Annotated in this window: 20 protein-coding genes and 1 pseudogene; 12 read left to right on the forward strand and 9 right to left on the reverse strand. The window is 42.0% G+C overall.

The window, feature by feature from the left end:
* Window positions 1-230: 230 nt before the first annotated feature.
* Both AC5590_RS05820 and AC5590_RS05825 read left to right on the forward strand, forming a co-directional pair.
* Window positions 231-557 (forward strand): YbjQ family protein, encoded by a 327-nt coding sequence (locus tag AC5590_RS05820; protein WP_169263327.1) that lies wholly within the window; start codon window positions 231-233, stop codon window positions 555-557.
* A 386-nt stretch (window positions 558-943) separates the two neighbouring features.
* A complete protein-coding gene (locus AC5590_RS05825; protein ID WP_169263328.1) occupies window positions 944-1,576 on the forward strand; it encodes a hypothetical protein in 633 nt (210 codons plus the stop codon).
* A 505-nt stretch (window positions 1,577-2,081) separates the two neighbouring features.
* Here AC5590_RS05825 and AC5590_RS05830 read toward each other — a convergent pair.
* Window positions 2,082-4,412, reverse strand: a complete 2,331-nt coding sequence (locus AC5590_RS05830; protein WP_282453042.1) for an NACHT domain-containing protein — start codon at window positions 4,410-4,412, stop codon at window positions 2,082-2,084.
* Between the two features lie 242 nt (window positions 4,413-4,654).
* On the opposite strand from AC5590_RS05830, the gene AC5590_RS05835 reads away from it, so the two are divergent.
* On the forward strand, window positions 4,655-5,365 hold the full coding sequence (locus AC5590_RS05835; RefSeq protein WP_248277135.1) for a CHAT domain-containing protein: 711 nt from the start codon (window positions 4,655-4,657) through the stop codon (window positions 5,363-5,365).
* Window positions 5,366-5,739: 374 nt separating this feature from the next.
* Here AC5590_RS05835 and AC5590_RS05840 read toward each other — a convergent pair whose 3' ends face one another.
* Both AC5590_RS05840 and sufR read right to left on the reverse strand, forming a co-directional pair.
* Window positions 5,740-6,000 (reverse strand): NDH complex assembly factor CRR9, encoded by a 261-nt coding sequence (locus AC5590_RS05840; protein ID WP_169263329.1) that lies wholly within the window; start codon window positions 5,998-6,000, stop codon window positions 5,740-5,742.
* 159 nt (window positions 6,001-6,159) lie between these two features.
* Window positions 6,160-6,837: an iron-sulfur cluster biosynthesis transcriptional regulator SufR gene (gene sufR / locus AC5590_RS05845; RefSeq protein ID WP_169263330.1), complete on the reverse strand. Its 678-nt coding sequence runs from the start codon at window positions 6,835-6,837 to the stop codon at window positions 6,160-6,162.
* Between the two features lie 232 nt (window positions 6,838-7,069).
* Between sufR and sufB the strand changes: the two genes are divergently transcribed.
* From sufB to AC5590_RS05865, 4 genes are all read left to right on the forward strand, one after another.
* Window positions 7,070-8,509 (forward strand): Fe-S cluster assembly protein SufB, encoded by a 1,440-nt coding sequence (gene sufB, locus AC5590_RS05850; protein ID WP_169263331.1) that lies wholly within the window; start codon window positions 7,070-7,072, stop codon window positions 8,507-8,509.
* Between the two features lie 173 nt (window positions 8,510-8,682).
* A complete protein-coding gene (gene sufC / locus AC5590_RS05855) occupies window positions 8,683-9,471 on the forward strand; it encodes a Fe-S cluster assembly ATPase SufC (protein ID WP_169263332.1) in 789 nt (262 codons plus the stop codon).
* Complete coding sequence (gene sufD / locus AC5590_RS05860; RefSeq protein ID WP_169263333.1) at window positions 9,471-10,877, forward strand: Fe-S cluster assembly protein SufD; 1,407 nt, start codon at window positions 9,471-9,473, stop codon at window positions 10,875-10,877. The genes sufC and sufD overlap by 1 nt, the downstream gene beginning before the upstream one ends.
* Before the next feature lie 19 nt (window positions 10,878-10,896).
* A complete protein-coding gene (locus tag AC5590_RS05865) occupies window positions 10,897-12,165 on the forward strand; it encodes a SufS family cysteine desulfurase (RefSeq protein WP_169263334.1) in 1,269 nt (422 codons plus the stop codon).
* Window positions 12,166-12,269: 104 nt separating this feature from the next.
* Here the strand turns inward: AC5590_RS05865 and AC5590_RS05870 are convergent, their stop codons facing one another.
* The 5 genes from AC5590_RS05870 to AC5590_RS05890 form a co-directional block, all read right to left on the reverse strand.
* Window positions 12,270-12,758: a hypothetical protein gene (locus AC5590_RS05870; protein ID WP_169263335.1), complete on the reverse strand. Its 489-nt coding sequence runs from the start codon at window positions 12,756-12,758 to the stop codon at window positions 12,270-12,272.
* Window positions 12,759-12,883: 125 nt separating this feature from the next.
* Window positions 12,884-13,726: an ABC transporter ATP-binding protein gene (locus tag AC5590_RS05875; RefSeq protein ID WP_169263336.1), complete on the reverse strand. Its 843-nt coding sequence runs from the start codon at window positions 13,724-13,726 to the stop codon at window positions 12,884-12,886.
* A gap of 46 nt (window positions 13,727-13,772) precedes the next feature.
* Window positions 13,773-15,779: an ABC transporter ATP-binding/substrate-binding protein gene (locus tag AC5590_RS05880; RefSeq protein ID WP_169263337.1), complete on the reverse strand. Its 2,007-nt coding sequence runs from the start codon at window positions 15,777-15,779 to the stop codon at window positions 13,773-13,775.
* 184 nt (window positions 15,780-15,963) lie between these two features.
* Complete coding sequence (gene ntrB, locus AC5590_RS05885; protein WP_169263338.1) at window positions 15,964-16,803, reverse strand: nitrate ABC transporter permease; 840 nt, start codon at window positions 16,801-16,803, stop codon at window positions 15,964-15,966.
* A gap of 50 nt (window positions 16,804-16,853) precedes the next feature.
* Complete coding sequence (locus tag AC5590_RS05890; RefSeq protein ID WP_169263339.1) at window positions 16,854-18,215, reverse strand: CmpA/NrtA family ABC transporter substrate-binding protein; 1,362 nt, start codon at window positions 18,213-18,215, stop codon at window positions 16,854-16,856.
* 518 nt (window positions 18,216-18,733) lie between these two features.
* Between AC5590_RS05890 and AC5590_RS05895 the strand changes: the two genes are divergently transcribed.
* From AC5590_RS05895 to AC5590_RS05915, 5 genes are all read left to right on the forward strand, one after another.
* The gene (locus tag AC5590_RS05895) at window positions 18,734-19,594 is read left to right on the forward strand and encodes a DUF6671 family protein (protein WP_169263371.1); all 861 of its coding nucleotides are present in this window, start codon (window positions 18,734-18,736) and stop codon (window positions 19,592-19,594) included.
* A 279-nt stretch (window positions 19,595-19,873) separates the two neighbouring features.
* The gene (locus tag AC5590_RS05900; protein WP_169263340.1) at window positions 19,874-20,419 is read left to right on the forward strand and encodes an outer membrane beta-barrel protein; all 546 of its coding nucleotides are present in this window, start codon (window positions 19,874-19,876) and stop codon (window positions 20,417-20,419) included.
* 329 nt (window positions 20,420-20,748) lie between these two features.
* A complete protein-coding gene (gene sir, locus AC5590_RS05905; protein WP_169263341.1) occupies window positions 20,749-22,776 on the forward strand; it encodes a sulfite reductase, ferredoxin dependent in 2,028 nt (675 codons plus the stop codon).
* A 128-nt stretch (window positions 22,777-22,904) separates the two neighbouring features.
* On the forward strand, window positions 22,905-23,153 hold the full coding sequence (locus tag AC5590_RS05910) for a hypothetical protein (RefSeq protein ID WP_169263342.1): 249 nt from the start codon (window positions 22,905-22,907) through the stop codon (window positions 23,151-23,153).
* Window positions 23,150-23,410, forward strand: coding sequence for a type II toxin-antitoxin system RelE family toxin (locus AC5590_RS05915; protein WP_169263343.1), 261 nt, complete (start codon window positions 23,150-23,152; stop codon window positions 23,408-23,410). Before AC5590_RS05910 ends, AC5590_RS05915 begins: the two co-directional genes overlap by 4 nt.
* A gap of 131 nt (window positions 23,411-23,541) precedes the next feature.
* Here the strand turns inward: AC5590_RS05915 and AC5590_RS05920 are convergent.
* A pseudogene (locus AC5590_RS05920) lies at window positions 23,542-23,868 on the reverse strand (DUF2887 domain-containing protein); the annotation flags it as partial.
* Between the last annotated feature and the right edge of the window lie 285 nt (window positions 23,869-24,153).

The following is a 24,153-nucleotide window of genomic DNA, read 5'->3' on the forward strand; positions in this document are numbered from 1 at the left end:
ACTTTTTTTCCACAATCTCCGTGGCTGATTGTCTATTAAAACAGATTTTTTTGATTTTACAAGATCTCTAAGTTTATATTTACAAAATTTTTACGATAATTTTCTTTTTTTTTTGAGATTACAATAAATTAACAGTTTTTTTCATAAAATCTGCTTTCCAAGTATCTGCTTCGACGTTTAAAAATCCAAGCAGGAATTTGAGCCGATAGTTACCTTTTTGAGGGAAATCTATGATTGTAACCACCACTGATGTCATTCAAGGAGCCGTCATTCAGTCATATTTAGGCATCGTGACGGCGGAAGTTGTCTACGGTAGTAATTTCTTACGAGATTTTTTTGCTAGCATCCGGGATGTTGTTGGCGGGCGCACAGGTAGCTACGAACGCCTCTTTGAGGAAGGTCAACGCAAGGCTATACAAGAATTAGAGCAACGGGCATTACGTCTAGGGGCAGATGCTGTTGTTGGTATTGAAGTCGATACTGGCACAATCAATGTTGACCAATCAGGTGTTCTCATGCTTATTACTGCTACAGGTACTGCGGTGAAGCTGCGTTAGCTGTTATCAGTCATCAGTTATTGCTTATAATCTGTTCACTGATAACTGATGGCTGTTAACTGTTCACTCATAACTATTTGCCACTTGATGAAAGACATTAATTTATCATTCCCATTAAATGACTAGAGATAGAATGAAAACATAATGAAGTTATGTTGATTACGATTGTAAACTTCTGTTAATGATTTTCTATAGTTTTTCGTTTTGTCAAAGTATGAGCACTTAAAAAAACATCATTGAAAATCATGATAGTTATGTGACTAAAGATATAGTTGTTAATTATTTCTTGTGATAGAGATAAAAGATTTTTAGAAGTAGTCTAATTTGAACCATCAGCATAAATAGCTAAAAAAAAGTTTACTGGAGTAGTAAGGGATAAATAGTCTATGTCATATACAAATCGAGCCGGTGATCAAGTCATTACCGAGCATACAGTAGTAGATAGAGGAGCTGATTATCACGACCGTGTTCGTTGGGGTCCTATCATTTCTGGTTTGTTGATTGCCCTAGCAACTCAATTGGTTTTAAGTTCTATTTTTGCTGCGATCGGAGCAGGTACCGTTGAAGGTTCAGGTAGACCGAGAACAATTGCTTCAGATGTCACAGGTAATATTGGTATTTGGTCTACTATTGGTTTGTTGATTTCGCTATTTACTGGTGGTTGGGTAATGGCTCGTGCTTGTGGTCCGATGAACCGCAACACAGCTCTTCTCAACGGTGCAATACTTTGGGCAACAACATTAGCAGTTGGCTCTTGGTTACTAGCAAGCGGAGTATCCGGCGCTTTTGGTGTTGCTGCTTCTAATGCTGGTGCTGTGGTTAACCAGGTGCAACAAGGTGGTGCGAATATACCGCAAAACACACCTAACGTAAGTGCTCAACAGGCAAGAGAAATTGCAGCAAATGTACGTTCCGGTTTATGGTGGTTTGTCTTTGGTTCCTTGTTAGGTTTACTCGCTTCAATGATTGGAGCTGCTACTGGAACTCGCAGTCCACGTACTAATCATTACGTTGCATAGCTTGTTTTAAAAACCTGTTTAGACAAATTAATGTCTCAACCTTCTTTACACAGTACCTTTATTTAGGTGCTTTTTTTTGTTAAGTAGTTCAACTTAGTTAAATGTAAAATGTCCGCAGCGAGTGCAACCAATACGCGCATAAGATCCCCCCGCCTGCGGCGATCGCCTTCAAAAGGGGGTAAAAGAGGGTTAACTCAGATCTTGCACCATAATTCTCGTCCGCCAAGAAATAAATTTCTACAGCGAGTAGCCCAAGTCCATTGAAATGGACTGAAATTCTTACTCAGTCTTATGCGCGAAGACTTTAGCTATTAGCCTGGGGTTTAAACCCTAGGCGGGTAATGCGACTGGTGCAAGATCTGAGTTAAAAGCCCCCCTTTTTAAGGGGAGCCAGCGCGTTGGGCGGCTCTGCCGACTTGAAGCGTCTGGCGTGGGTTGGGGGGATCTCCTGACATGAACAAGCTAACCAAACCGTATTGCCTACACCCCTGCGCATCTTAAAAATTCAAATATCTAGTTTCTTCAATCCCATTCCGCACTGCGTACAAAACTTGCAATTAGTAGAATTATGATGACCGCAACTGGTACATGAAATATAATCTGGAATCAAAACAGAAGTTGCTACTGTAGTTTCTTGAATAGGTGCTAAATTCCTTGGAACAGAGTAATTGGCAAAGTGCTGGCGTAATAAATCATGCATAAACCGATAGCCGCCCCCTACTCGTTGTAGAAATAGGCGATTGGTGCAGTAGTCAAGAAACTTGGCATAATTCCAAGGAGCGTAACCATTAGCCCAGAGAATTACGCGTAAAACAAAATGTTTGATAGCTGGTGTTCCACTTCTAGGTATTGCAATAAGCAGTCCAATAATTAATCCATACACTAAACTAGAACTTAAGTCTAGCTTCCATCCGAATATTTTTATTCCTAGAATAAGTATTAATGTAGCCAATAAAAAAGTGATGGTTGATATAATAACAGTGTTAATAACTGATTGGCGAATTCCTTGATTAGGAATAGTTTTGTATTCAATTGGTTGCCCATCAATCCCTAAAATCAGCCCTAAAATCAGCCCTAAAATCAGCCCTAAAATCAGCCCATAAATCAGTCCTTCTCTCAACTGCTGAATGCTTTGTATCAGCCCTAAAATTAACCCTAAAATCAGCCCGGAGACCAGCCCGGAGATCAGCCCGATTGAAGACTTTTTTAGAGAAATTTTTATAATCTCAACTGTTTGAATTTCATCTCCAATCAGCCTATAAATCAGCCCATAAATCAGCCCATAAACCAGCCCGGAAATCAGCCCATAAATCAGCCCGGAAATCAGCCCATAAATCAGCCCATAAATCAGCCCATAAATCAGCCCGGAAATCATGAATTTTATAGTTGTTAACCTAAAAATTATCAGATGATTAATTAATTTAATCTTTTCTATTTTCTTTTCTATTAGATCTCCAATCAGCCCAAAAATCAGCCCGGAAATCAGCCCATAAATCAGCCCAAAAATCAGCCCAAAAATCAGCCCGGAAATCAGCCCATCAATCAGCCCTGTAATCACCCCATTAATCAGCACATTAATCAGCCCTGTAATCAGCGCTCCTATAAGTCCCCATGCAATCAAATTATAAACAAATTTTTGAATTTTCTTTTTCAACCAACTCGGTTGAATTCTTTCAATCAAAAACTCAGTTGCACTTTCATCGTTTAACCTTTGTGCCAACCAGCTTAACCAGCGTTTAGTCTTTTCTGGATCAGGTTGTGTCCCTCTATATTTACGTTTCAGCATCCCGCTGACGTAAGCCTCAAATAGATAACTTAGGCGTTCCTGAGAAGACTTTAACTGCTGCCATTTTTCTATTGATAGTTCTTGAGCAGAAAGTACAATAATATTTAATAAAAGTGGTGTTTTAACTAATTTGCTTAACTCTTCATCCTGATTAATACTGTCACACAATTGTAAATTATCTGTGTTTTGTAAATATTGGTTGACTTGCTCTTGAGTAAAAGGGCATAGTTCCAAAGAATTATTTAGTTGAAGCAAAGCTTTATAACGTTGATACTCTTGTATTCGACTGGAAATAACTAAAGGATTGCTCCATCCAGCGTTTATAAAATCATTAATTTTGTCAACACACTTTTCTTGACGTTCTGCCGCTAATTCATCCAACCCATCTAGAAGTGGTAGAATTTCTTGATTTTCTACTAACTGTTTACCAATATCTTTCCGTACCCCATATTTATGTTTAAGCTGGTCTACTAACCAATCTTTAATACTGTTGATATCATTTTTCCAGGAAGATAAACTAAATAACACTGGAATCGGATGTGCTGAGTCATTTTTAGTACGCTTGACTAGTTCCTGAGCTAACTTAAGAAGCATGGTAGTTTTTCCGACACCAGGATTCCCCAAAATCAATAATCTACCTGCAATATCAGGTTGATCATAGATTGCGATTATTTCGGTATTTGTTAAATGAATTTTTGGTGTGGAACCCACCTTTATTTGACTTGCCCAAGGTAATTCAATCTCAGAGGGATTTTGGTCTGTATCTTGGACAATATAAATCCGATTATGGAGAGAGGTTTTTATCCGGCTTTCAACTTCAGTGCTGACTTGTCTTAACAGTATTTGCCGTATATGATTTCTGGTTTTGGGATTCAGTAATTCATTACTAGCTCTTTGTCCAAAGGAAAAATTCCAATTATTGCGAATATCGCCGCCTATACGCCCAGCATTAACGTTCTGGGCATCGATAAACCCACCTGCAAACTGGGAATTGCGTAAGTCATTATTAGAGACTTTTTTAGGGTCTTTGGGGTTTTCTGACTCCGGCATGGCTTGTTTGAATGTTGTTGGTTGTCTGTATTATATTAGGACTTACACATTGACAAAAATCTGATTATGTGAATCAGACTTATTTGCTGCCCTTCCTTCTTTAATTAGCTGCTAGCAAAATCAACTTATGCACTAGTTAGGCGGATTTTCCTTCCCCTACACCCTTACAACGCCAGGTGCCTCAAGTCGGGGAACCCGCCCACGGCACTGGCTCCCCTTACCCCCCTAGTTTTTGTAAATCTATGCCAGAAACTCCTAATAGACAATCTAAATTCAACTTACAAGGCGCTCAATTCGCTGGAGGTCTTGTAAACGCTGATTCAGTGAATGCCCATCAAATCGGTGGTGATATTACCAACTACAACCAAGTTGGACAAACAGAAGCCAACAATTCTGCAGTCAAAACAATTTTAATTTTGGCAGCAAATCCAAAAAACAGTTTGCCCCTGCGATTAGGTGAAGAGGTGCGAGAAATTGACGCTGCATTGCAACGAGCAAAAAAACGAGAATTATTTGACCTAAAACAGCGTTCGGCTGTGCGTGTTCAAGAAGTTTACCAATCGTTATTGGACTTTAAGCCACAAATTGTTCATTTTAGCGGTCATGGTACAGGTGATGATGGTTTGGCGCTGGAGGATGAAACCGGGAATGTGCGATTAGTAGATACACAAGCTTTGGCTAGACTATTCGAGTTATTTGCTTCTGACATTGAGTGCGTTGTTCTCAACGCTTGTTACTCAGAAGTTCAAGCCCAAGCGATTGTTAAGCATATTCCCTACGTGATTGGAATGAACAAGCAGATTGGTGATCAAGCTGCAATTAAATTTGCAACAGCTTTTTATAATGTATTGGGTGCTGGAGAATCCGTTGAATTTGCTTATAAGCTTGGGTGCAACGTTATTCAGCTAGAGGGTATTCCAGAATATTTAACTCCTGTGTTAAAGAAGAAATAAGTAGCTCGTTAAAATAAAGTTAACAAGTTTTGGCAGGGAACGCTTAACAGCGCTTTTCATTTGCATAGACTACAAAGGGCGATGGTAGGGGCACAGCATGCTCATACGTGTCAACTTAACGTTTAAGCCTTAATTCCACGTTGGTTTGACCTCACCCCCGTAAAGCTACGCTTCACATCCCCTCTCCTTAGTAAGGAGAGGGGCGGTTTTGGCGCAAGACAAAACCGGGGTGAGGTAGAGCGACAATTGTGGATGAGTAGAATAAAGCATCCCGGTAACGTAATAACAAGAGTTTCAGCTTAAGTTAACACCAATGAGCATGCTGTGCCCCTACAACCAAGCTGTATTCTACCCAATTGAAAACTGCTCTAAGCTTACCACTTTAAATAAGCTGCCTCAATTCCTTGCTCTCGCCGAATCTTTCCATCTTTTTCAAACCAATCAATCACCTGCTGGGCTGTTAAATCTTCAATGTTCACTTCGTTTTCTTGGGCGATTTGCTTCAAAAGCCTCAGAGATGAGATTGTCAATCGAGTTAAAAATTTCTCTGGTGAGGAGAGCAAAGCAGCATCGACTTTTGTTAACTCTTCTGGAGTTATAAATTGTGGTGCTGACTGTGGTGATGGTAACTCCATAACTTTTGTTTAAGATTTGCCTAAATTTTACTCAAATGTTGCGGTTGTAACGGGTTAGGAATCACTGGTTCGTAAATCCGATAACTAACTACCTATAATCTTTAGTTTAGACTTAATAAAAATGCTCACTTGTTGCGGCTACTCACTTAATGGAAAAACTTAAAGTTTGTTTTTTCGCTCTTGTACTAAATAGCCGCAGCGATGTTCGCCGTTAATAATCCAGTGAGTACGTTCTACTGTACAATCAGGTAAAACTGTAGCAAACATTTCTAATTCATGACCGCAAATGCTGGGGAAAGATTCTGCAACGTTAGAAATAGCGCAATTGTGTTCGGTTAAAATAAATCCGTCGCCTTGTGATGACTCACTCGATTCTACAGGATGACACTCAGCCATAAAGCCCTCAGCTTTTCTCAGTTTTACCAAAATTGCCACCCTTTCTGAGAGGGAAGTGTTTCCCACGCGATCGCGATATTCTTCTGCTTTGCGTTCCCATTGCTTGCGTAAAATTGAACTAACTTGGTCGTGTCCGACCGTTTCTGCTAATGTGTCCAATAGAGAAACCGCAAATTGACCATAACCATCAGCACCATCTGGACGCAGGCGATCGCGTCCACTACGAGTCAATTGATAAACATGCTGTGGACGCCCCATTCCCCCCTGCACTGACACAGAGAAAGAAATCAACTCCTCGCCCTCTAAATCTTTAAGATGGCGACGAATTGCTTGGGGGCTAATATCGAGAGATTCCGCTAACTCAAAAGCTGTAGCCTGTGAGTGTTTCAAAAGATATTCTAGAATATCTTGCTTTGTTGAGGACTGGTGGGTAGTCTCCATCGTCGTCCCAAAAGTTCATTTGATTTGCAGAAAAATATAAGTTTGACAACAATGTTGTTGTTAATCTAGCTTAAAATGAATATACATTAAACAACAATGTTGTTGTTTTAGTCTATATAGTTATTTTAGCAGTCTCGTAACCACTCGGTGACGAAACATGGGAATCGGTTAAAAAAGCCCGTCTCCCTTCCTTAAAGAGATTCTACATAGTGAACGCAAGAGAAAACTACCAATGAGTTCCACTGTCAAAACATTAGTCAACCAGCCATACAAGTACGGCTTTATCACGGAGATCGAAGCCGACACAATAGCGCGTGGACTAAACGAGGACACCATCCGCCTTATCTCGCTCAAGAAAAACGAGCCAGAGTTCATGCTGGATTTTCGCTTGAGAGCTTTTCGCCAGTGGCAAAAAATGGCAGAACCAACTTGGCCAAGCGTTAAGTATCCGGTGATTGATTACCAAAATATCATTTATTACTCCGCGCCGAAACAAAAGAAAGAAAAGCTTAAGAGCTTAGATGAAGTTGATCCCGCTTTGTTGGAAACCTTTGAAAAGCTGGGACTTCCCCTGTCAGAACAGAAGCGACTGTCAAACGTCGCCGTGGATGCGATTTTCGATAGCGTTTCTATCGGAACCACCTTCAAAGAAAAACTCCTCAAAGAAGGTGTCATATTCTGTTCCATTTCTGAAGCCTTACAAGAATATCCAGAATTGGTGCGCAAGTACTTGGGTAGCGTTGTCCCAATAGCAGATAATTATTTTGCAGCGCTTAATTCCGCCGTGTTCAGCGATGGTTCCTTCGTTTACATTCCCAAGGGTGTGAAATGCCCGATGGAACTGTCCACTTACTTCCGGATCAACAATGGCGAAACTGGACAATTTGAGCGAACACTGATTGTTGCTGAAGACGACAGCTATGTCTCCTACCTGGAAGGCTGTACTGCACCAATGTACGACAGTAACCAGCTACATGCTGCTGTCGTAGAACTCGTCGCCCTCGACAACGCCGAAATTAAATACTCCACCGTGCAGAACTGGTACGCTGGAGACGCAAACGGTAAAGGCGGTATCTATAACTTCGTCACCAAGCGCGGTTTGTGTCAAGGTGTGAATTCTAAGATTTCTTGGACACAGGTAGAAACTGGTTCGGCTATCACCTGGAAGTATCCTAGCTGCGTGCTGGTGGGTGATAACTCTGTGGGTGAGTTTTACTCGGTAGCGCTGACGAATCATATGCAGCAAGCTGATACGGGTACCAAGATGGTTCACGTTGGTAAGAACACCCGCAGCACGATTATTTCTAAGGGTATTTCCGCTGGTAACTCTAGTAACAGCTACCGTGGGTTGGTGAAAATTAATCCTAAGGCTCAAGGGGCGCGGAACTATTCCCAGTGCGACTCTATGCTGATTGGGGATAATGCTCACGCGAATACTTTTCCTTATATTCAGGTACAGAATAATACTGCCAAGGTGGAGCATGAGGCTTCTACTTCTAAGATTGGGGAAGATCAATTGTTCTTTTTCGCACAGCGGGGCATTTCGTCAGAAGATGCTATTTCGATGATGATTAGTGGCTTCTGTAAGGATGTGTTTAATCAGCTACCAATGGAGTTTGCGGTGGAGGCTGATAAGCTGTTGAGTTTGAAGTTGGAAGGTAGTGTTGGTTAATTCTCGTTACCAGGCTGAGCCTGGTAACGCATACTGTGAGGCTCAGCCTCATGATAGATGCAAGGCTCAGCCTTGTGGATAGCATTCCCAGTCAGAGCCTGGGAACGAGGAGAATAAAAAACCGCCAAGACGCCAAGTGCGCCAAGGAAGAGAAGAGAAGAGAGAGAAGAGCGATGATTATTGAGAATAGTGAAGTTGTGCTGTCAGTACGAGATTTGACAGCGGAAGTTGATGGGACGCCAATTCTTAAGGGTTTGAATCTTGAGGTACGTTCGGGTGAAATCCATGCGATTATGGGACCGAATGGTTCTGGTAAGAGTACTTTTTCTAAGGTTCTGGCTGGACATCCGGCGTATGAGGTGACTGGCGGTGAGGTGACGTTCCTGGGGCAAAACTTGCTGGAGATGGAACCGGAGGAACGTGCGAGAAGTGGTATATTTTTGGCGTTTCAATATCCGTTGGAAATTCCGGGTGTGAGTAATTTGGATTTTTTGCGGGTGGCTTATAATTCTCGTCGTAAGGCGCAGGGTTTAGAGGAATTGGATGCGTTTGATTTTGATGATTTGATTGAGGAAAAGCTGGATGTGGTGAAGATGAATCCTGCTTTCCTGAGTCGGAGTTTGAATGAAGGTTTCTCTGGTGGTGAGAAGAAGCGTAATGAGATTTTGCAAATGGCGCTTCTAGAACCAAAGTTAGGAATTTTGGATGAGACTGATTCAGGTTTGGATATTGATGCGTTGAAGATTGTGGCGAACGGGGTGAATCAGCTGACGAGTCCGGAAAATGCCACGATTATGATTACTCACTATCAGCGGTTGCTGAATTATATTGTGCCAGATTTTGTTCATGTGATGGCAAATGGACGAATTCTCACGAGTGGTGGTAAGGAACTGGCGTTGGAGTTAGAATCACGCGGTTATGACTGGGTGTTGGAAGATGCGCTTGATGAGGTGGGTGTGTGATGAGCGTTCTAGTTTCTCCTAGTCCGGTTCCTAATTCAAATCCAGTTGATTTGGCGTCTGCTGTGTTGGATAGGGATGCTGAACTGACTGGGTTATTAAATCAGATCATAGATGAACACACGTCTTTTGACGGTGCTGATGCTTGGTTGCAGGAGTTACGCGATCGCGCTACGCTTTGGGTGCGTAAATCGGTTCTTGCCACCACTCGCGATGAGGAATGGCGTTTTAGCGATTTGTCGTCTTTGCGGAAGGTAAAGTTTGAAGGTGTTGGGAGTCAGCCAGCAGATATCAGTTTATCGGATATTCATTCGATACCAGAAGCTGCGAACCGTTTGGTGTTTGTGAATGGGGTTTATGCGCCTGAGTTATCTGCGGTTGCAGGTTTGCCTGATGGGGTTATCGTTAGTAATTTGGCTGATTTACCTGTAGGCGATCGCCAGCGTGTGCAGCAGTATTTGGCTCAAACTGAGGGGGCGCATGAGGTGTTTACTGCGCTCAATACGAGTGGAATCAAAGATGTAGCTGTGGTTTGGGTGGCGAAGAATGTGGTGGTGGAAACACCGATTCATTTGGTGTTTGTTACTGCTGGTGAGTGTGCGACGATTTCTTTACCACGTTGTTTGGTGGTGGCGGAGGTTGGTAGTAGTGTGACGTTGGTTGAGGAATTTACGAACCGCAGAGGCGCAGAGGGCGCAGAGGAGAAAGAGGAGAAGAGGGTTTACTTTTCCAATGCGGTGACGGAGATTTGGCTTGAGGAAAATGCTCAAGTGAATCACACTCGGCTTGAGTTGGAAGGTGCGGAGGCTTTCCACATTGGGAAGACTGCTGTTTCTCAAGCTCGTTACAGTCGGTATACTTGTCATGCAATCACTTTTGGTGGAAGGCTGTCGCGTCACAATTTGGAGATTTTACAGGCTGGTGAGCAAACGGAAACGATTCTGAATGGGTTGACGGTGATTGGGGGGAACCAGTTGGCGGATACTCATAGTGCGATCGCTCTCAATTATCCGTATGGCAGAAGTCAGCAATTGCATAAGTGTATTATTGGCGATCGCGCTCATGCTGTGTTTAATGGTAAGGTTTTTGTTCCTAAGCCTGCGCAGTTGACTGATGCAGCACAGTTGAACCGGAATTTGTTGCTATCGCCGAAGGCTAGGGTTGATACTAAGCCTCAGTTAGAAATTACTGCAGATAATGTGAAGTGCGCTCATGGTGCTACGGTTAGTCAGTTGGAGGATGATGAAATCTTCTACCTGCAAAGTCGGGGTATTGATCAGGATGATGCTCGTAATTTATTAATTAATGCCTTCGCAGCTGAAGTTATCAACCAAATACCTGTCCCCTCTTTACAAGAAAGACTCACACAAATAGTTAACAGTTATCAGTCAATTACCAATGACTCATGACTAAGGACTCATAACTAATATGACTTATACCCAAGAAAGAACCCTTGCTGATCAAGTCCGTGCTGACTTCCCGATATTACACCAAGAAGTTAACGGCAAACCTTTAATTTACTTCGACAACGCTGCTACGTCACAAAAACCTCTGCTTGTTCTCAACACGATTCGAGACTATTACGAGCAGTACAATTCCAATGTACATCGCGGTGTACATGCTCTGAGCGCTAAGGCGACGGAAGCTTACGAAGCAGCCAGAGACAAGGTTGCTGCGTTTGTAAATGCTGCATCGCGCCAGGAAATTGTTTTCACTCGTAATGCTTCTGAGGCGATAAACTTGGTTGCTTACAGTTGGGGAATGAGCAATTTGCAGCGAGGGGACGAAATCATCCTCTCGGTGATGGAACACCACAGTAATTTAGTACCTTGGCATTTTGTCGCCCAAAAGACGGGCGCGGTGCTGAAATTTGTTGAACTGGCTGCAGAAGAAACTTTTGATTTGGAACAGTTCAAAAAACTGGTTTCCTACAAAACGAAATTGGTGTCGGTGGTGCACGTTTCTAACACTTTGGGTTGTATTAACCCTGTGAAGGAAATTTGCGAAATTGCTCACCAACACGGTGCTAGAGTATTAATTGATGCTTGCCAAAGTGTCCCTCATATGCCTATCAATGTACAGCAAATTGGCTGTGATTGGTTGGTAGCTTCTGGTCATAAAATGTGTGCTCCAAGTGGGATTGGCTTTTTGTATGGCAAGTTAGACTTGCTGCGAGAAATGCCTCCTTTTTTGGGTGGTGGAGAAATGATTGCTGAGGTGTTTTTAGACCATTCTACCTACGCAGATTTGCCACATAAATTTGAAGCGGGGACACCAGCTATTGGCGAAACTATTGCTCTTGGTGCAGCGGTAGACTATCTTAGCAGTCTTGGTATGGACAAAATCTATACATATGAAGCTGAGTTGACTGGCTATCTGTTTGAGCAGTTAGAACAAATTCCTCAACTTCGTATCTACGGTCCTAAACCTAAAGTAGCAGGTTTGGGTAGAGCTGCTCTTGCTGCGTTCACCGCTGGCGAAATCCACGCTAACGACATATCGACATTATTAGATCAAGAAGGCATAGCCATTCGTTCTGGACACCACTGCACACAACCATTGCACCGTCATTTAGGTATTGCGGCGACTGCACGGGCAAGTTTATCTTTTTACAATACTCGTGAAGAGATAGATGTTTTTGTGAAAGCGTTGAAGGAAACGTTAGATTTCTTTGGCGGTTTCTTAGAGGGTGTTTGAACAAAAATGTTGAGCGCACTCCCCACCCATCATTTTGATTTGGGTGGGATCTGCCTTTTTAAGAGTTTCAATTTAACGCTATAATACTTCACTGAACAACTCAGTTATGGTGCAGGCTTAACAACAATAGCTCCTGAATTACTGTCTATTGTTACATCAGTACCAGATTCAGGAACTTGAAATAGTGATAAGTCAGTATTAACTGTTCCTTTTAAATAAGTCTCGCCTGCGACTTCGCCTCCTAAATCTATTAAACCAAAGATTTCTTGCGTGACGGTGTTGAAGTTGAATTGGAAATATTTAGGTATTGATACGCCATCTACAACGTTATTATAAGTAGCAATAACATTCTTCAGAGGATCGAAGAAAGAAACATTGAGCGATTGTAAAACATAAGTCTGTCCAGCCCCTTTTTCTGAAAAAGTTGCTGGCGCGGTGTTTTCATCATAACTAAATGAACCAATAGCGGAATAATTATTATTACCATTCCAGTTGAAGTTCACGGTAATAGCATGAGCGGGAGTTATTCCCGTCAATGCGATAATTAAAGCTGTTGCAGTTGCTAATGTCGTTTTTAAAATGAGTATTCTCATAGCTTTCATTTAGTGGGAATAGAGAATACTATAAACGAAACGAAACCGCTTCACTTAATGGTGAGGGGGCATTTTGATTGCGTTTCCAGGTTCTACCTGGAAACGAGATTTTAGGTTTGTCACATTTACTCGTCGTGCGCAAAGCGGCGGTAGAGGTAATCAAGGACGTGGTTCCGCAGTCTGTAGTATTCTGGATCTTCCATAATCCGGGCGCGATCGCGCGGACGAGAGAAAGGAATTTGGATATCTTCACCAATTTTAGCAGCAGGTCCGTTAGTCATCATTACCAAACGGTCTGCTAGGAACAATGCTTCATCAATGTCGTGAGTAATCATCAACACTGTGCATCGCCGTTCGTTCCAAATTTTCAACAATTCTTCTTGCAATTCTTCTTTGGTGATTGCATCTAACGCCCCAAAAGGTTCATCTAAGATTAAAACTTGGGGACGAATTGCTAAAGCCCGTGCGATCGCAACCCGCTGTTTCATCCCCCCAGAAATTTGCGTCGGCTTTTTATCAGCAGCTTCTGTCAATCCCACCAGTGCTAAATGTTCGCGTACAATTGCTGCCTTCTGTGCTTTTGGCTTACTTGGGAAAACGGCGTTAATCGCTAAGTAAATGTTTTCCGAAGTCGTCAACCAGGGTAACAAAGCATAGTTCTGGAATACCATCATTCTATCTGGTCCTGGCTGAGTGATGGGTTTGGAGTTGAGCAACACTGATCCGTGGGTGGGTGTGGCGAACCCAGAAACCATGTTCAGCATAGTTGATTTTCCACAACCAGAGTGACCGATGACGCAGATAAACTCGCCCTCATTCACGGTGAGGTTCACGTCTTGTAAGACTGTATAAGGACCTTTTGATGTGGGATAGATTTTGGAAACGTTCTCAATCAGTAAGAAAGGATTTTGGTGTGTAGCTGTTGCCCCGGACTGTCTGTAAGTGTTAGAAAAAGTGCGCTCGTACATGTCAGTATTTCCCAATTCAAAATTCAGAATCAAAAATCTACAATTCTCAACTAACTGCTGAAACCTGGCGTGAGTTAATAGCAATTTCTGCTACTGAGAAATTGCGTTTAATGTCAAGACTGTTGAGATAGGCGATAGGATCATCAGCATTAAACACACTGCCATCAAACAACTCAATCGGGCCGCGATTATACTTAATATCAAGTAGACCGAGTTCTCGTGCGGCGGTGCTAAACACACTGACTCGACAAACTCGTTCCAGGATTTCTAACCAGTTCCGGGGGAAGGGAATATCTTCCCAACGTGCCATCTGAGTCATCATCCATAGATGTTCTGTTCGACTGGGACGATTCACACCATCTCCGAAAAATAGGTGATGGGCATACTGCCGCATTGGTTGTTCTAGACTACATACATAGGAGTTTGGATCACCAAGTTGAATGTAATCCTCACTTGTGCTGACATACTCTGGCCGAGATAAAATCTCACGAATATCCGGAAAATTATTTTCATCAGCACAGTATCGACAAGCCTCTAACAAGGCTTTGACTAAGGCAACGTGGGTGTTAGGATAAGCATTTGCCCAGTCTTCCCGAACTCCTAAAACTTTGCCTGGGTGTCCTAGCCATATTTCCAAATCTGTAGCGATGGTAAAGCCTATTCCTTCAATTGATGCCCGGAGGTTCCAAGGTTCGCCCACACAGTAACCATCAATAGTCCCTGCTTGCAAGTCAACGACCATTTGAGCTGGAGGAATCGTTTTCAGGGAAACATCATAGTCAGGATCAATTCCACCAGCTGCTAACCAGTAACGCAACAGCATGTTGTGCATTGAGGAAGGATGAACCATCCCAAGAGTATGGCGTTGGTCTGTAGAGTATTGTAATAATCGTCTAAAGTCTCCCAGGGAATATATTCCTTGGTCGTAAAAACGTTTATCCAGGGTAATAGCATTACCATTACGAGTCAGTGTAAGGGCGCTAACAACTGGTACAGGACGACCCTTATCACCTCCCACTGTCATCCAAACTGGCATCCCAGAAGGCATTTGCGCTGCATCTAAATATCCGCCACTAATCCCATCAGTAATTCCGCGCCAACTCGCTTCGCGCACCAGAGTCACTTCATCTAAACCATGTTTGGCGAAGAAGCCCTTTTCTTTAGCGACAGCCAGAGGGGCGCAAGCAGTCAGGGGAAGGAAACCTATTTCCAGGTTGACTTTTTCTAAACCATGACGGGCGATCGCTGCTGTTTTCCTTGCCCTAATTTTCTTAATCCGTTTTTGTTGATTCAGGAAGTAAATCATCTCACTGCGCAAGCTGTAGTAGCTAGGATGTTCTACCACTTCCATCCGCTTACGGGGTCGAGGAATATCCACCTCCAAAATGTCTCCAATCTTGGATTCTGGTCCATTTGTCAGCATCACAATTCGGTCGGACAACAGCACCGCTTCATCGACATCGTGAGTCACCATAACGGCGGTGACTTGATTTTCTTGACAAATTTGCATCAACTGTTCTTGCAAATTGCCTCGTGTGAGTGCATCTAATGCACCAAAAGGTTCATCTAGCAAGAGTAATTTCGGGCGAATTGCTAGGGCGCGGGCGATCGCCACCCTCTGTTTTTGTCCACCCGATAACATTGCTGGGGCTTTGTCAGCATGAGGACGCAACCCTACCATATCGATATGCTGTTCTATAATTGCCTTGCGCTCATCCACAGAGTAATCATTGAGCACTGAGTCTACAGCAAGAGCAATATTTTCTCGTACTGTCCGCCAAGGTAAGAGTGAATAATTCTGAAACACCACCATCCTATCTGGACCAGGTCTGGTAATTCTTCTTCCTTCTAGCGTTACCACACCTTCACTTGGTAAATCCAAACCAGCAATCATATTTAACAGCGTGGATTTACCACAACCAGAGTGACCAATCAGAGAGATAAATTCTCCTCTTTTAATCTGAAGGTCAATTCCTTTAAGAGCAATATATTCACCACCATTACTTAAGGAAAAAACTTTATCAATCTGGTCAACAGCAACAAAAACACTCATTTTTTTATTCCTTGTTCTTTATTATTTGTTTCTTACCCTTTGCCATTTACTAATGACAAAGGATGAATAACCACTCTTTTCCCGCGACAAGATTACTTATCTTCTCTTTTTCTTCTTTCTTTGCGCTCTTCGTGCCTTCGCGGTTCATTAAATAAATCTTCTTCGCTCAAGAAGCAACTAACAATTACTTCTGTTCTTCTGGCAAAATTTTCGACTGTACCCAAACCATCAACTTGTCGAGTATCAAACCAACCACACCGATGTAAACGAGAGCCAAAATAATTTCACTGACTTTGTTATTCTGATACGCATCCCAGATAAAAAAGCCAATTCCAACAATACCGGACATGATAATTTCCGCCGCAATAATCGCCAACCAAGCCAAACCAATCGCAATTCTTAAACCTGTAAAAATGTAGGGGAGAGCAGCAGGAATAAGGATATTAAAGAAATATTCCCGACGAGAAAGTTGCAGAACTTTGGCAACGTTGTTGTAATCTTGAGGGATTTGTTTTACACCAACTGCCGTGTTTATTAAGATGGGCCAAATCGCCGTAATAAAAATCACGAACAGTGCAGCAGGTTCGTTTTGTCGTAATGCAGCAAGAGAAATCGGCACCCAAGCCAGAGGTGGTACAGTTCGGAATAATTGAATCATTGGATCTAAAGCCCTGGACATGACTTTACTTGTACCAATCACAATCCCCAAGCTAATACCGACAATTGCCGCAAGTGAGTAACCAATTGCTACCCGTTGTAAACTTGCCAAGATTTGCCAAAATAAACCTTTGTCTGTACCGCCTCGGTCATAAAAGGGATACAGAATCAGTATCCAAGTGTCTTGTATGACCTGGATTGGTCCTGGTAGCGCTGCACCAGGAGTCCAAGCAAACAACTGCCATAGAACTAAAAATATGGCGATCGCTATAATCGGTGGTATCAAACCAGGATATTGCTTTTGCAGACGGGAGAACCAAGCATTATCACCAGTATTTGTCCGAGAGCGTCTTTGTAGGGTTACCATTGTTTATTTCCTCTTCTAATGTTGTGTTTTTTATTGAGTGATGATTGAGCTCAAACTTTCACTTTCTTAATCTTCAGACTTTGCAAATAAGCCTTTGGATTTTCAGGGTCAAACTTGACACCATCAAAAAATTCTTCAACACCACGAGACGTACTGGTGGGAATGTCCGCAGCTGGAACACCCAATTCTTTTGCAGCTTCTTTCCACAAATCCTCACGGTTAACTTTATCTATCAGTGTTTTGGCATTTGCTAAAGTATCTGGTGGTAAAAAGCCCCAGCGCACACTTTCAGTTAAAAACCAAAGGTCATGGCTCTTATATGGATAGGATACGTTACCTTTTTCGTCTTTCCAATACAGAGATGCCATTTTTTTATCGTTAACAGTGCGACCATCACCCATGTCATACTTACCCATGAATGGGTCGTTGAGAACGTCTGCAGGCACGTTAAAGTAATTCCGCTTTGAAAGGATTTGAGCGAGTTCTTTTCTGTTGTTAAAGTTATCGCACCACTGCTGTGCTTCCATGAGACCTTTTAACAGCGCTTTAGTCGCCTTGGGATTTTGATCAACCCAATCTGCCCTCATTGCAAGATATTCTTCTGGATGATTTTTCCAGATTTCTGCAGTTAATACTGGCATGAAGCCAATCTTATCTTTGACAATTCGGTAGGGCCAAGGGTCACCTGTACTAAAAGCATCCATCGACCCCGTCTTCATATTGGCAACCGTTTGAGCTGCTGGTACTGTTAGTAGTTGAACATCTTTGTCTGGATCGACACCCGATGCTGCTAACCAGTAGCGAATCCAAAACTCCTGATTCACTCCAGGGAAAGTCATGGCGGCTTTAAAGATATTTTTTGCTGATTTGAGCTGAGCAAAAAATGTTTCTTTACCAGCAATCTTCACACTAAGACCTTTGCCTTGGTGTTTAGATGCGATCGCAATTCCACTACCCTGAGTATTCAACTGAGCCAAGATATACATGGGTATTTTTCGGTTACCCTTTGTAATCCGTCCTTCAGAAATCAAATAGGGCATAGGCATCTGCCATTGACCACCATCAATACCACCTCCAGCAGCCCCAATTTCTACGTTGTCTCTAGCCGAACCCCAGTTAGCTTGTTTGGAGATATCAACTTCGGTCAGACCATACTTAGCAAAGAAACCTTTTTCCTTTGCAATAATCAAAGGAGCAGCTTCAACAATAGGCAGATACCCTAGCTTAACTTTGGTTGTTTCTGGTTTATCTGCTGCACTGATATTGGTTGCAACAACTTGTTGCACTGGACTTGTGCTGGCAGTGTCGGGAGGATTTCCCAAACAACCCTTGAGGAATACAGATCCTACAGCAGAAACTCCAGCGGTTAATAAAAATTTACGTCGAGAAAATTGATTTGAAAAGTCAGCCATAACATTAAAACTTGTTAATTACAATTGTTTTTGGGTATCCAAATCAGGGCAACAGAACAATTATGTTCATTGCTTTTTTATGTGTTATTCACACCTAATATGAAATCTATTCGCGCCTCAGTTGGATGAACTGAGGTGTTTGTCATTAGCAGAATTTACTGTTGTAAATCAACTTACCACTTTTTCATCAGCAGTGGTTAATGTCTCAAGCAAAATCATTAAAGAAATCTTATATGGATCCTATAAGAAAAATCTTAACTAAATATTTACTTTTATGGCTCGACTCTATTACATAGAGTTTTTTCAATAATAACTATTATCTTTTTGCCCAAGTAAGAAAAAACTATAACTTTTCATTTATAGTAACTATTGTCTTGACCAATGACTCCTTGATGATTTTAAAAAAGTTTTCCTTGACGCTAAATCACTATAAAGTCAAGAAAAGAACCTAAATTAGTCACTCCCATAAAAACAAGAGTGCTCTCCGGTTTATCTTATCTAAGTGATTGTAAAGAATGATGAATCACCATCCTCTATTTAGCAACCGAGTAGCAGTACTGGTAACGATGCACTATAAGGAAAAGGTTATTGCTCCTATCCTTGAACAAGAGTTAGGCATCAAAGTTGTAGTCCCCCAAAAATTTAATACTGACTCTTTCGGTACATTTACAAGAGAAATCAAACGGATAGGAACGCAAATCGAAGCAGCAAGGCTAAAAGCAGAAACAGCATTAGCTATGGGTGAAACTTTAGCAATAGCTAGTGAAGGTACATTTGGTCCACACCCTGCTAGCCCATTTCTGCCTTGTAATCGGGAAGTTGTCGTTCTATTAGACAAAACAAACGGACTAGAAATTATTGGTCAAGAAATTTCTACTCAAACAAACTTCAGTCATCGGATTGTGGACAGTTTAGAACAAGCGCAAGATTTTGCAGATGCAGTTGGCTTTCCGGAACATGCCCTAGTCGTAAGCTTGAGTTCCTCACCCACAAGTCAAGATGAAATGATCAAAGGTATCAAGACTACAGAGGAACTTGTAGAAGCAGTTCAACTTGCTTTAAACAGTTCCAAAGATGGCAAAGTTTATCTGGAAACGGATATGCGGGCTTTATATAATCCCACAAGGATGAAAAATATTGCTGCATCGACTCATGACTTAGTCAGAAAACTCAATCACGCCTGTCCCAACTGTTCTTGTCCCGGTTTTGAACTAGTTCAAAGAATAAAAGGATTACCTTGCGCGTATTGTCACGCACCCACACAACTCACGATTGCAGCAGTATATAAATGTCAAAAATGTGGATTTTCTGAACATAAGCTATTTCCAGATGAATTAGAAGAGGCAGATCCAGCACAATGTCTGTACTGCAATCCTTAATGAAAACTGACTGAATGTCGCGAAATTGCCCCAAAGCCATATCTGTGCTACGAAAATTATGTGCCAGTCAACTAAGTGTCTACTTTGCCAAATAAAATTCCGGATCAAAAAATAACACCGTGTAATAATAAAAGTCTTATTTATATATAGAAAAATTACTTGATATCTTCTGCATTAATAACAACAGAGAAGGAAATTTTTTCTAAAATTTCTGGAACTTTGTAGTTAGTTTTTCGACATGTATTTAAAATCAATACCTACAAAATATCGGTAAAGATTATGAAACGGTTGCTTAAGTCTTTAGTGACAATTTCTGCATTGTCGTCTGTTGTGGTTGCTCCAATTTTTCTCTCGGCGGGTCAAGCTTCTGCTTTGCCTCGACCAACAGAAAACGGTACTGACGCTAGCTATGTTGGTGTTGGTGGTTCTGCTGGTCTCAGCAATGGTGGGCAAAAGGGTGATGCCGCAGCTGTTGGTGGAAATGTCACAGCTCGTTATAAATTAGGAGACACACCTTTATCTGCACGTGGTCAACTTCTTTGGGGTAATGAAACAACTGCAATCATCCCACAAATTTCCGCAGATTTAGGGATTGCTAAAGGTACCAATATTTATTTAGGTGCTGGTTACTCTTTTGTGGAGAAAGATGGTAAACCAAGTCCGTTGGGCAACAAAGATGGTGTAGCCCTGACTGCTGGTATAGAATCAGAAGTCGGTAATAGCTTTATGCTTTATGGCAACGCTAACTTAGGAGTTGATGCTTACAAAAATAGCCCTGCTTCTGCTTTCAACGTCAGTGGTGGTGTTGGTTATCGTTTTAGATAAAGCTGTAGTTCAATTGTCGGGTTGAACCACAGCGATAAGCGAATCCTCACAGGAACTATATCCCGTTAGGTTGAGGAATTATAAACGAATCATTTGCCTCTTTTCAAGTGCCAAATGGTAAGTTATAACTCATAACAATAGTATAAGTAATATTGCTGGGTTTATTTAAGTGTGACATCACTGAAAAACCCGGCTTTTCGGCGTGTTAAGATCATCGTATTTCTCTTAATTCCGACCGGATTATCGGAAAAAAATCAGCCGAAAGGGTGCTTCTCAAGTACTTTACGGCACATTGTGATCATTTTTTGAAAAAACTCCGATCCACTCTAATGGTTAAATCTGCTCCTCCGACCACAAGCCGTAAGCCCTCCAAAGTAGAAGCAATCAAGGAACGCAGCAATTCTTTGCGTGAACCTGTAGCAACCGAAATACTTCAAGATACAACTCACTTTAGTGAAGATGCTATACAAATACTAAAGTTTCATGGTTCCTACCAACAAGATAACCGTGATAATCGGGTCAAGGGACAGGAAAAAGACTACCAATTCATGCTGCGGACGAGAAATCCGGGTGGGTTTGTCCCGCCACAGCTGTTTCTGACTTTAGACAAGCTGGCAGATGAATATGGTAGCAACACCTTACGAGTAACCACTCGTCAAGGGTTTCAGATGCATGGGATTTTAAAGAAAAATCTTAAGGCAGCATTTGCAGCTATTATCAAAAACATGGGTTCAACGCTGGGCGCTTGCGGCGACGTGAACCGCAACGTTATGGCACCTCCAGCACCTTTCAAAAATAAGCCTGAGTATCAATATGCTTGGGAATATGCTGACAATATTGCCAGCTTGCTAACACCCCAAACAGGCGCTTACTACGAAATTTGGCTAGATGGGGAAATGGCAATTAGCGCTGAGGAAAACCCAGAGGTGAAGGCGGCGCGAGAGAAAAATGGCACTGGCACAATCTTTCACGACAAAGAAGAACCTCTTTACGGAACTTACTATATGCCGCGCAAGTTCAAAGCTTGTGTGACGGTTCCAGGAGATAATTCGATTGATTTGTATAGTCAAGACCTGACTTTGGTAGTCATAACCAATGACAAGGAAGAGTTAGAGGGATTTGACGTTTTTGCTGGCGGTGGTTTAGGACGAACACATAATAAAGAAGAAACCTTTGCCAGAGTAGCAGATCCAATTTGTTATGTAGATAAGAATGACGTTTACGATCTCGTCAAAGCGATTGTTGCGACTCAAAGAGATTATGGCGATCGCACTGACCGCCGTCATGCCAGGTTAAAATATCTCATCCACGATTGGGGCGTTGATAAGTTCCGTTCCCAAGTCGAAGAATACTTTGGCAAATCACTCGCACCCTTTAAAAAACTGCCAGAGTTTAAATATCATGACTTCCTCGGTTGGAATGAACAAGGCGACGGTAAGCTGTTCTTAGGTATTTCCATCGACAACGGTCGAATTAAGGATGAAGGCGACTTCCAACTCAAAACCGCTTTGCGGGAAATTGTTGAAAAGTATAACTTGCCCATCCGCCTAACACCCCACCAAAACCTCGTCCTCTACGATATCGAACCAAAGAACAAGCAAGCGATTCAAAAGATTCTTAGCAGTCACGGAGTGATTTTTGAACCAGAAAAAATCGACTCCCTTGTACGGTATGCTATGGCTTGTCCAGCTTTGCCCACTTGCGGTTTGGCTATCACTGAATCAGAACGGGCAATTCCAGGAATTTTAGAACGGATTCGTGCGCTTTTGGATAAAACAGGTTTACCAAACGAGCATTTTGTGGTAAGGATGACAGGTTGTCCCAACGGTTGTGCTCGTCCTTACATGGCGGAACTTGGCTTTGTGGGTAGCGCACCTGAATCTTACCAAGTTTGGCTGGGAGGTTCGCCAAATCAAACACGGCTGGCGTTACCTTACATGGAACGGCTGCACGATAATGATATAGAAACCCAGCTAGAACCGATTTTTGTTTACTTCAAACAGCAGCGCCAGACAGAAGAAACATTCGGTGATTTTTGCGATCGCATGGGTTTTGATGCTATCCGCGAGTTTGCTGCTAACTACGAATCTCAAACTGTTGCATCACCAGAAATCACAGACGATGGTGATGGTTTAGTTGAGGCAATGGCAGATTCTACGACTGCACCAATTACAGAAGAGAGCGATCGTCAGGAAGTGGCGATCGCTAACACAACAACTGCGACAAGCAAAAACCGTCATCGCGTTACCCTGCAGGATGAGGTTTACGACAGATTGAAGGAAATCTCTCAGCGTCAAGGCAAGGCGATGACTAATTTGGTGAATGAGGCGCTTTTGGATTATTTGAAGAATCTGTAGTGCATAGCATGAGGTAGGGGCATAGTATGCTGTGCCCCTACTATCGACTTGTATTGTACCCAACACAGAGTATGAGGCGAACCTCATAGTCTAAGAATACGAAAAACAACAAAACCAATTGGAGAAAAATGCCAGCCATTGTTAAACTACAACTCTCCTTGGAAGCTTTAGCAGAAGTGATATCTTCTCTGAATTTAGAAGAAAAACGTCAACTTCAAGAGATAATTGAGCAACAAATTTTTGAAACTGAAGAAGCGCTGTACGAAGATGATGCACAAACACAGGCAGAAATTCAAGCCGTTCGCGCTGAGTATGCAGTTGGTGAGTACACGACTATGGATGAATATCTTGCTAACCGCTCAAATCAAGCATCATGAGCTACACTATCATTATTTCAAAGTCGGTACAAAAGCAGATTGACGACTTGCCAAATGATGTTATAGAGCGTGTTGTTGAGAAAATCCAAAATCTTGCAGAGGAAGCGCGTCCCGATGGAGTTGTCAAATTAAAAGGCTCTGATAACGAGTATCGTATCCGGGTTGGTGATTATAGAGTTCGTTATGAGATTGATGATGAAAGTCAACTCGTGCAACTTTTACAGTGCAAGCATCGGAAAGATGTTTATAGAAAATAATTTGAAAATTACCTTATACCAATTCTCCATGAAGATGCACTTAATATTTATTAAACGAACCGCCAAGACGCCAAGAACGCCAAGAATTAAAGAGTAAGTATTAAGTGCAAGTTTACAGAGAACTGGTATTACTATTCCTTTGATTGCGTTCGCTGTTCTGCTGGCTGGACTTGTGCAACATCTAAATCTAAAGCCTGTGCTACTTGTTCCACAGTTAAGCCCAATGCTAAAAGCTTAGGTACAGCTTCTAATTTTGCTTCTAAACGTCCTTCTTGGTAAACCCGCGTTTGCTTTAAATCGCTTAAGCCAAACATTGCTTCTATCTCCTCTCTACTCATTTTAGGAAATTTATAAACTAAGATTGTTTCTATTAATTCTAGTAATTGTTTTTGTGGCAGTTGCAAATTTACTGATTGCTGGATATGGTTGATTAATTCCCTAGCGGTGCTAATGGAGGAAGTGATCGCCAAAAGAGTCCAGCAAGAAAAGAATAATCAGGATCAATAGTCCTGTGTTCTTGGTAACTTTTATTGATTAGCTGTGCGATACACTCTGCGTCAAGCCTCTGACTTATCGCTTGCTATAGCTCTAGATAATCTTGACTGACGCTAATTCTCTACTCATACTTTAATATCGCTGAAATTAATTTCTAAAACACTATTACCTTACTATTCATTATATATCCCAATTGGCAATGCTATAATTAGCGGTAAATTAATAATCTGGTTTTTTTTAACAGGAAT

Origin of the sequence: Brasilonema octagenarum UFV-OR1, from assembly GCF_963888615.1 — a bacterium.
Classification (GTDB): Bacteria; Cyanobacteriota; Cyanobacteriia; order Cyanobacteriales; family Nostocaceae; genus Brasilonema; species Brasilonema sennae.

Coding starts and splice junctions, on each gene's coding strand:
- AC5590_RS05890 (WP_169263339.1), bottom strand. CDS start 18,215: ATGGCTGACTTTTCAAATCAATTTTCTCGACGTAAATTTTTATTAACC.
- AC5590_RS05840 (WP_169263329.1), bottom strand. CDS start 6,000: ATGGAGTTACCATCACCACAGTCAGCACCACAATTTATAACTCCAGAA.
- AC5590_RS05825 (WP_169263328.1), top strand. CDS start 944: ATGTCATATACAAATCGAGCCGGTGATCAAGTCATTACCGAGCATACA.
- AC5590_RS05915 (WP_169263343.1), top strand. CDS start 23,150: ATGAGCTACACTATCATTATTTCAAAGTCGGTACAAAAGCAGATTGAC.
- AC5590_RS05880 (WP_169263337.1), bottom strand. CDS start 15,779: ATGAGTGTTTTTGTTGCTGTTGACCAGATTGATAAAGTTTTTTCCTTA.
- sufD (WP_169263333.1), top strand. CDS start 9,471: ATGAGCGTTCTAGTTTCTCCTAGTCCGGTTCCTAATTCAAATCCAGTT.
- AC5590_RS05830 (WP_282453042.1), bottom strand. CDS start 4,412: ATGCCGGAGTCAGAAAACCCCAAAGACCCTAAAAAAGTCTCTAATAAT.
- AC5590_RS05910 (WP_169263342.1), top strand. CDS start 22,905: ATGCCAGCCATTGTTAAACTACAACTCTCCTTGGAAGCTTTAGCAGAA.
- sir (WP_169263341.1), top strand. CDS start 20,749: ATGGTTAAATCTGCTCCTCCGACCACAAGCCGTAAGCCCTCCAAAGTA.
- AC5590_RS05875 (WP_169263336.1), bottom strand. CDS start 13,726: ATGTACGAGCGCACTTTTTCTAACACTTACAGACAGTCCGGGGCAACA.
- sufC (WP_169263332.1), top strand. CDS start 8,683: ATGATTATTGAGAATAGTGAAGTTGTGCTGTCAGTACGAGATTTGACA.
- AC5590_RS05895 (WP_169263371.1), top strand. CDS start 18,734: ATGAATCACCATCCTCTATTTAGCAACCGAGTAGCAGTACTGGTAACG.
- AC5590_RS05865 (WP_169263334.1), top strand. CDS start 10,897: ATGACTTATACCCAAGAAAGAACCCTTGCTGATCAAGTCCGTGCTGAC.
- AC5590_RS05835 (WP_248277135.1), top strand. CDS start 4,655: ATGCCAGAAACTCCTAATAGACAATCTAAATTCAACTTACAAGGCGCT.
- ntrB (WP_169263338.1), bottom strand. CDS start 16,803: ATGGTAACCCTACAAAGACGCTCTCGGACAAATACTGGTGATAATGCT.
- AC5590_RS05870 (WP_169263335.1), bottom strand. CDS start 12,758: ATGAGAATACTCATTTTAAAAACGACATTAGCAACTGCAACAGCTTTA.
- AC5590_RS05900 (WP_169263340.1), top strand. CDS start 19,874: ATGAAACGGTTGCTTAAGTCTTTAGTGACAATTTCTGCATTGTCGTCT.
- sufR (WP_169263330.1), bottom strand. CDS start 6,837: ATGGAGACTACCCACCAGTCCTCAACAAAGCAAGATATTCTAGAATAT.
- sufB (WP_169263331.1), top strand. CDS start 7,070: ATGAGTTCCACTGTCAAAACATTAGTCAACCAGCCATACAAGTACGGC.
- AC5590_RS05820 (WP_169263327.1), top strand. CDS start 231: ATGATTGTAACCACCACTGATGTCATTCAAGGAGCCGTCATTCAGTCA.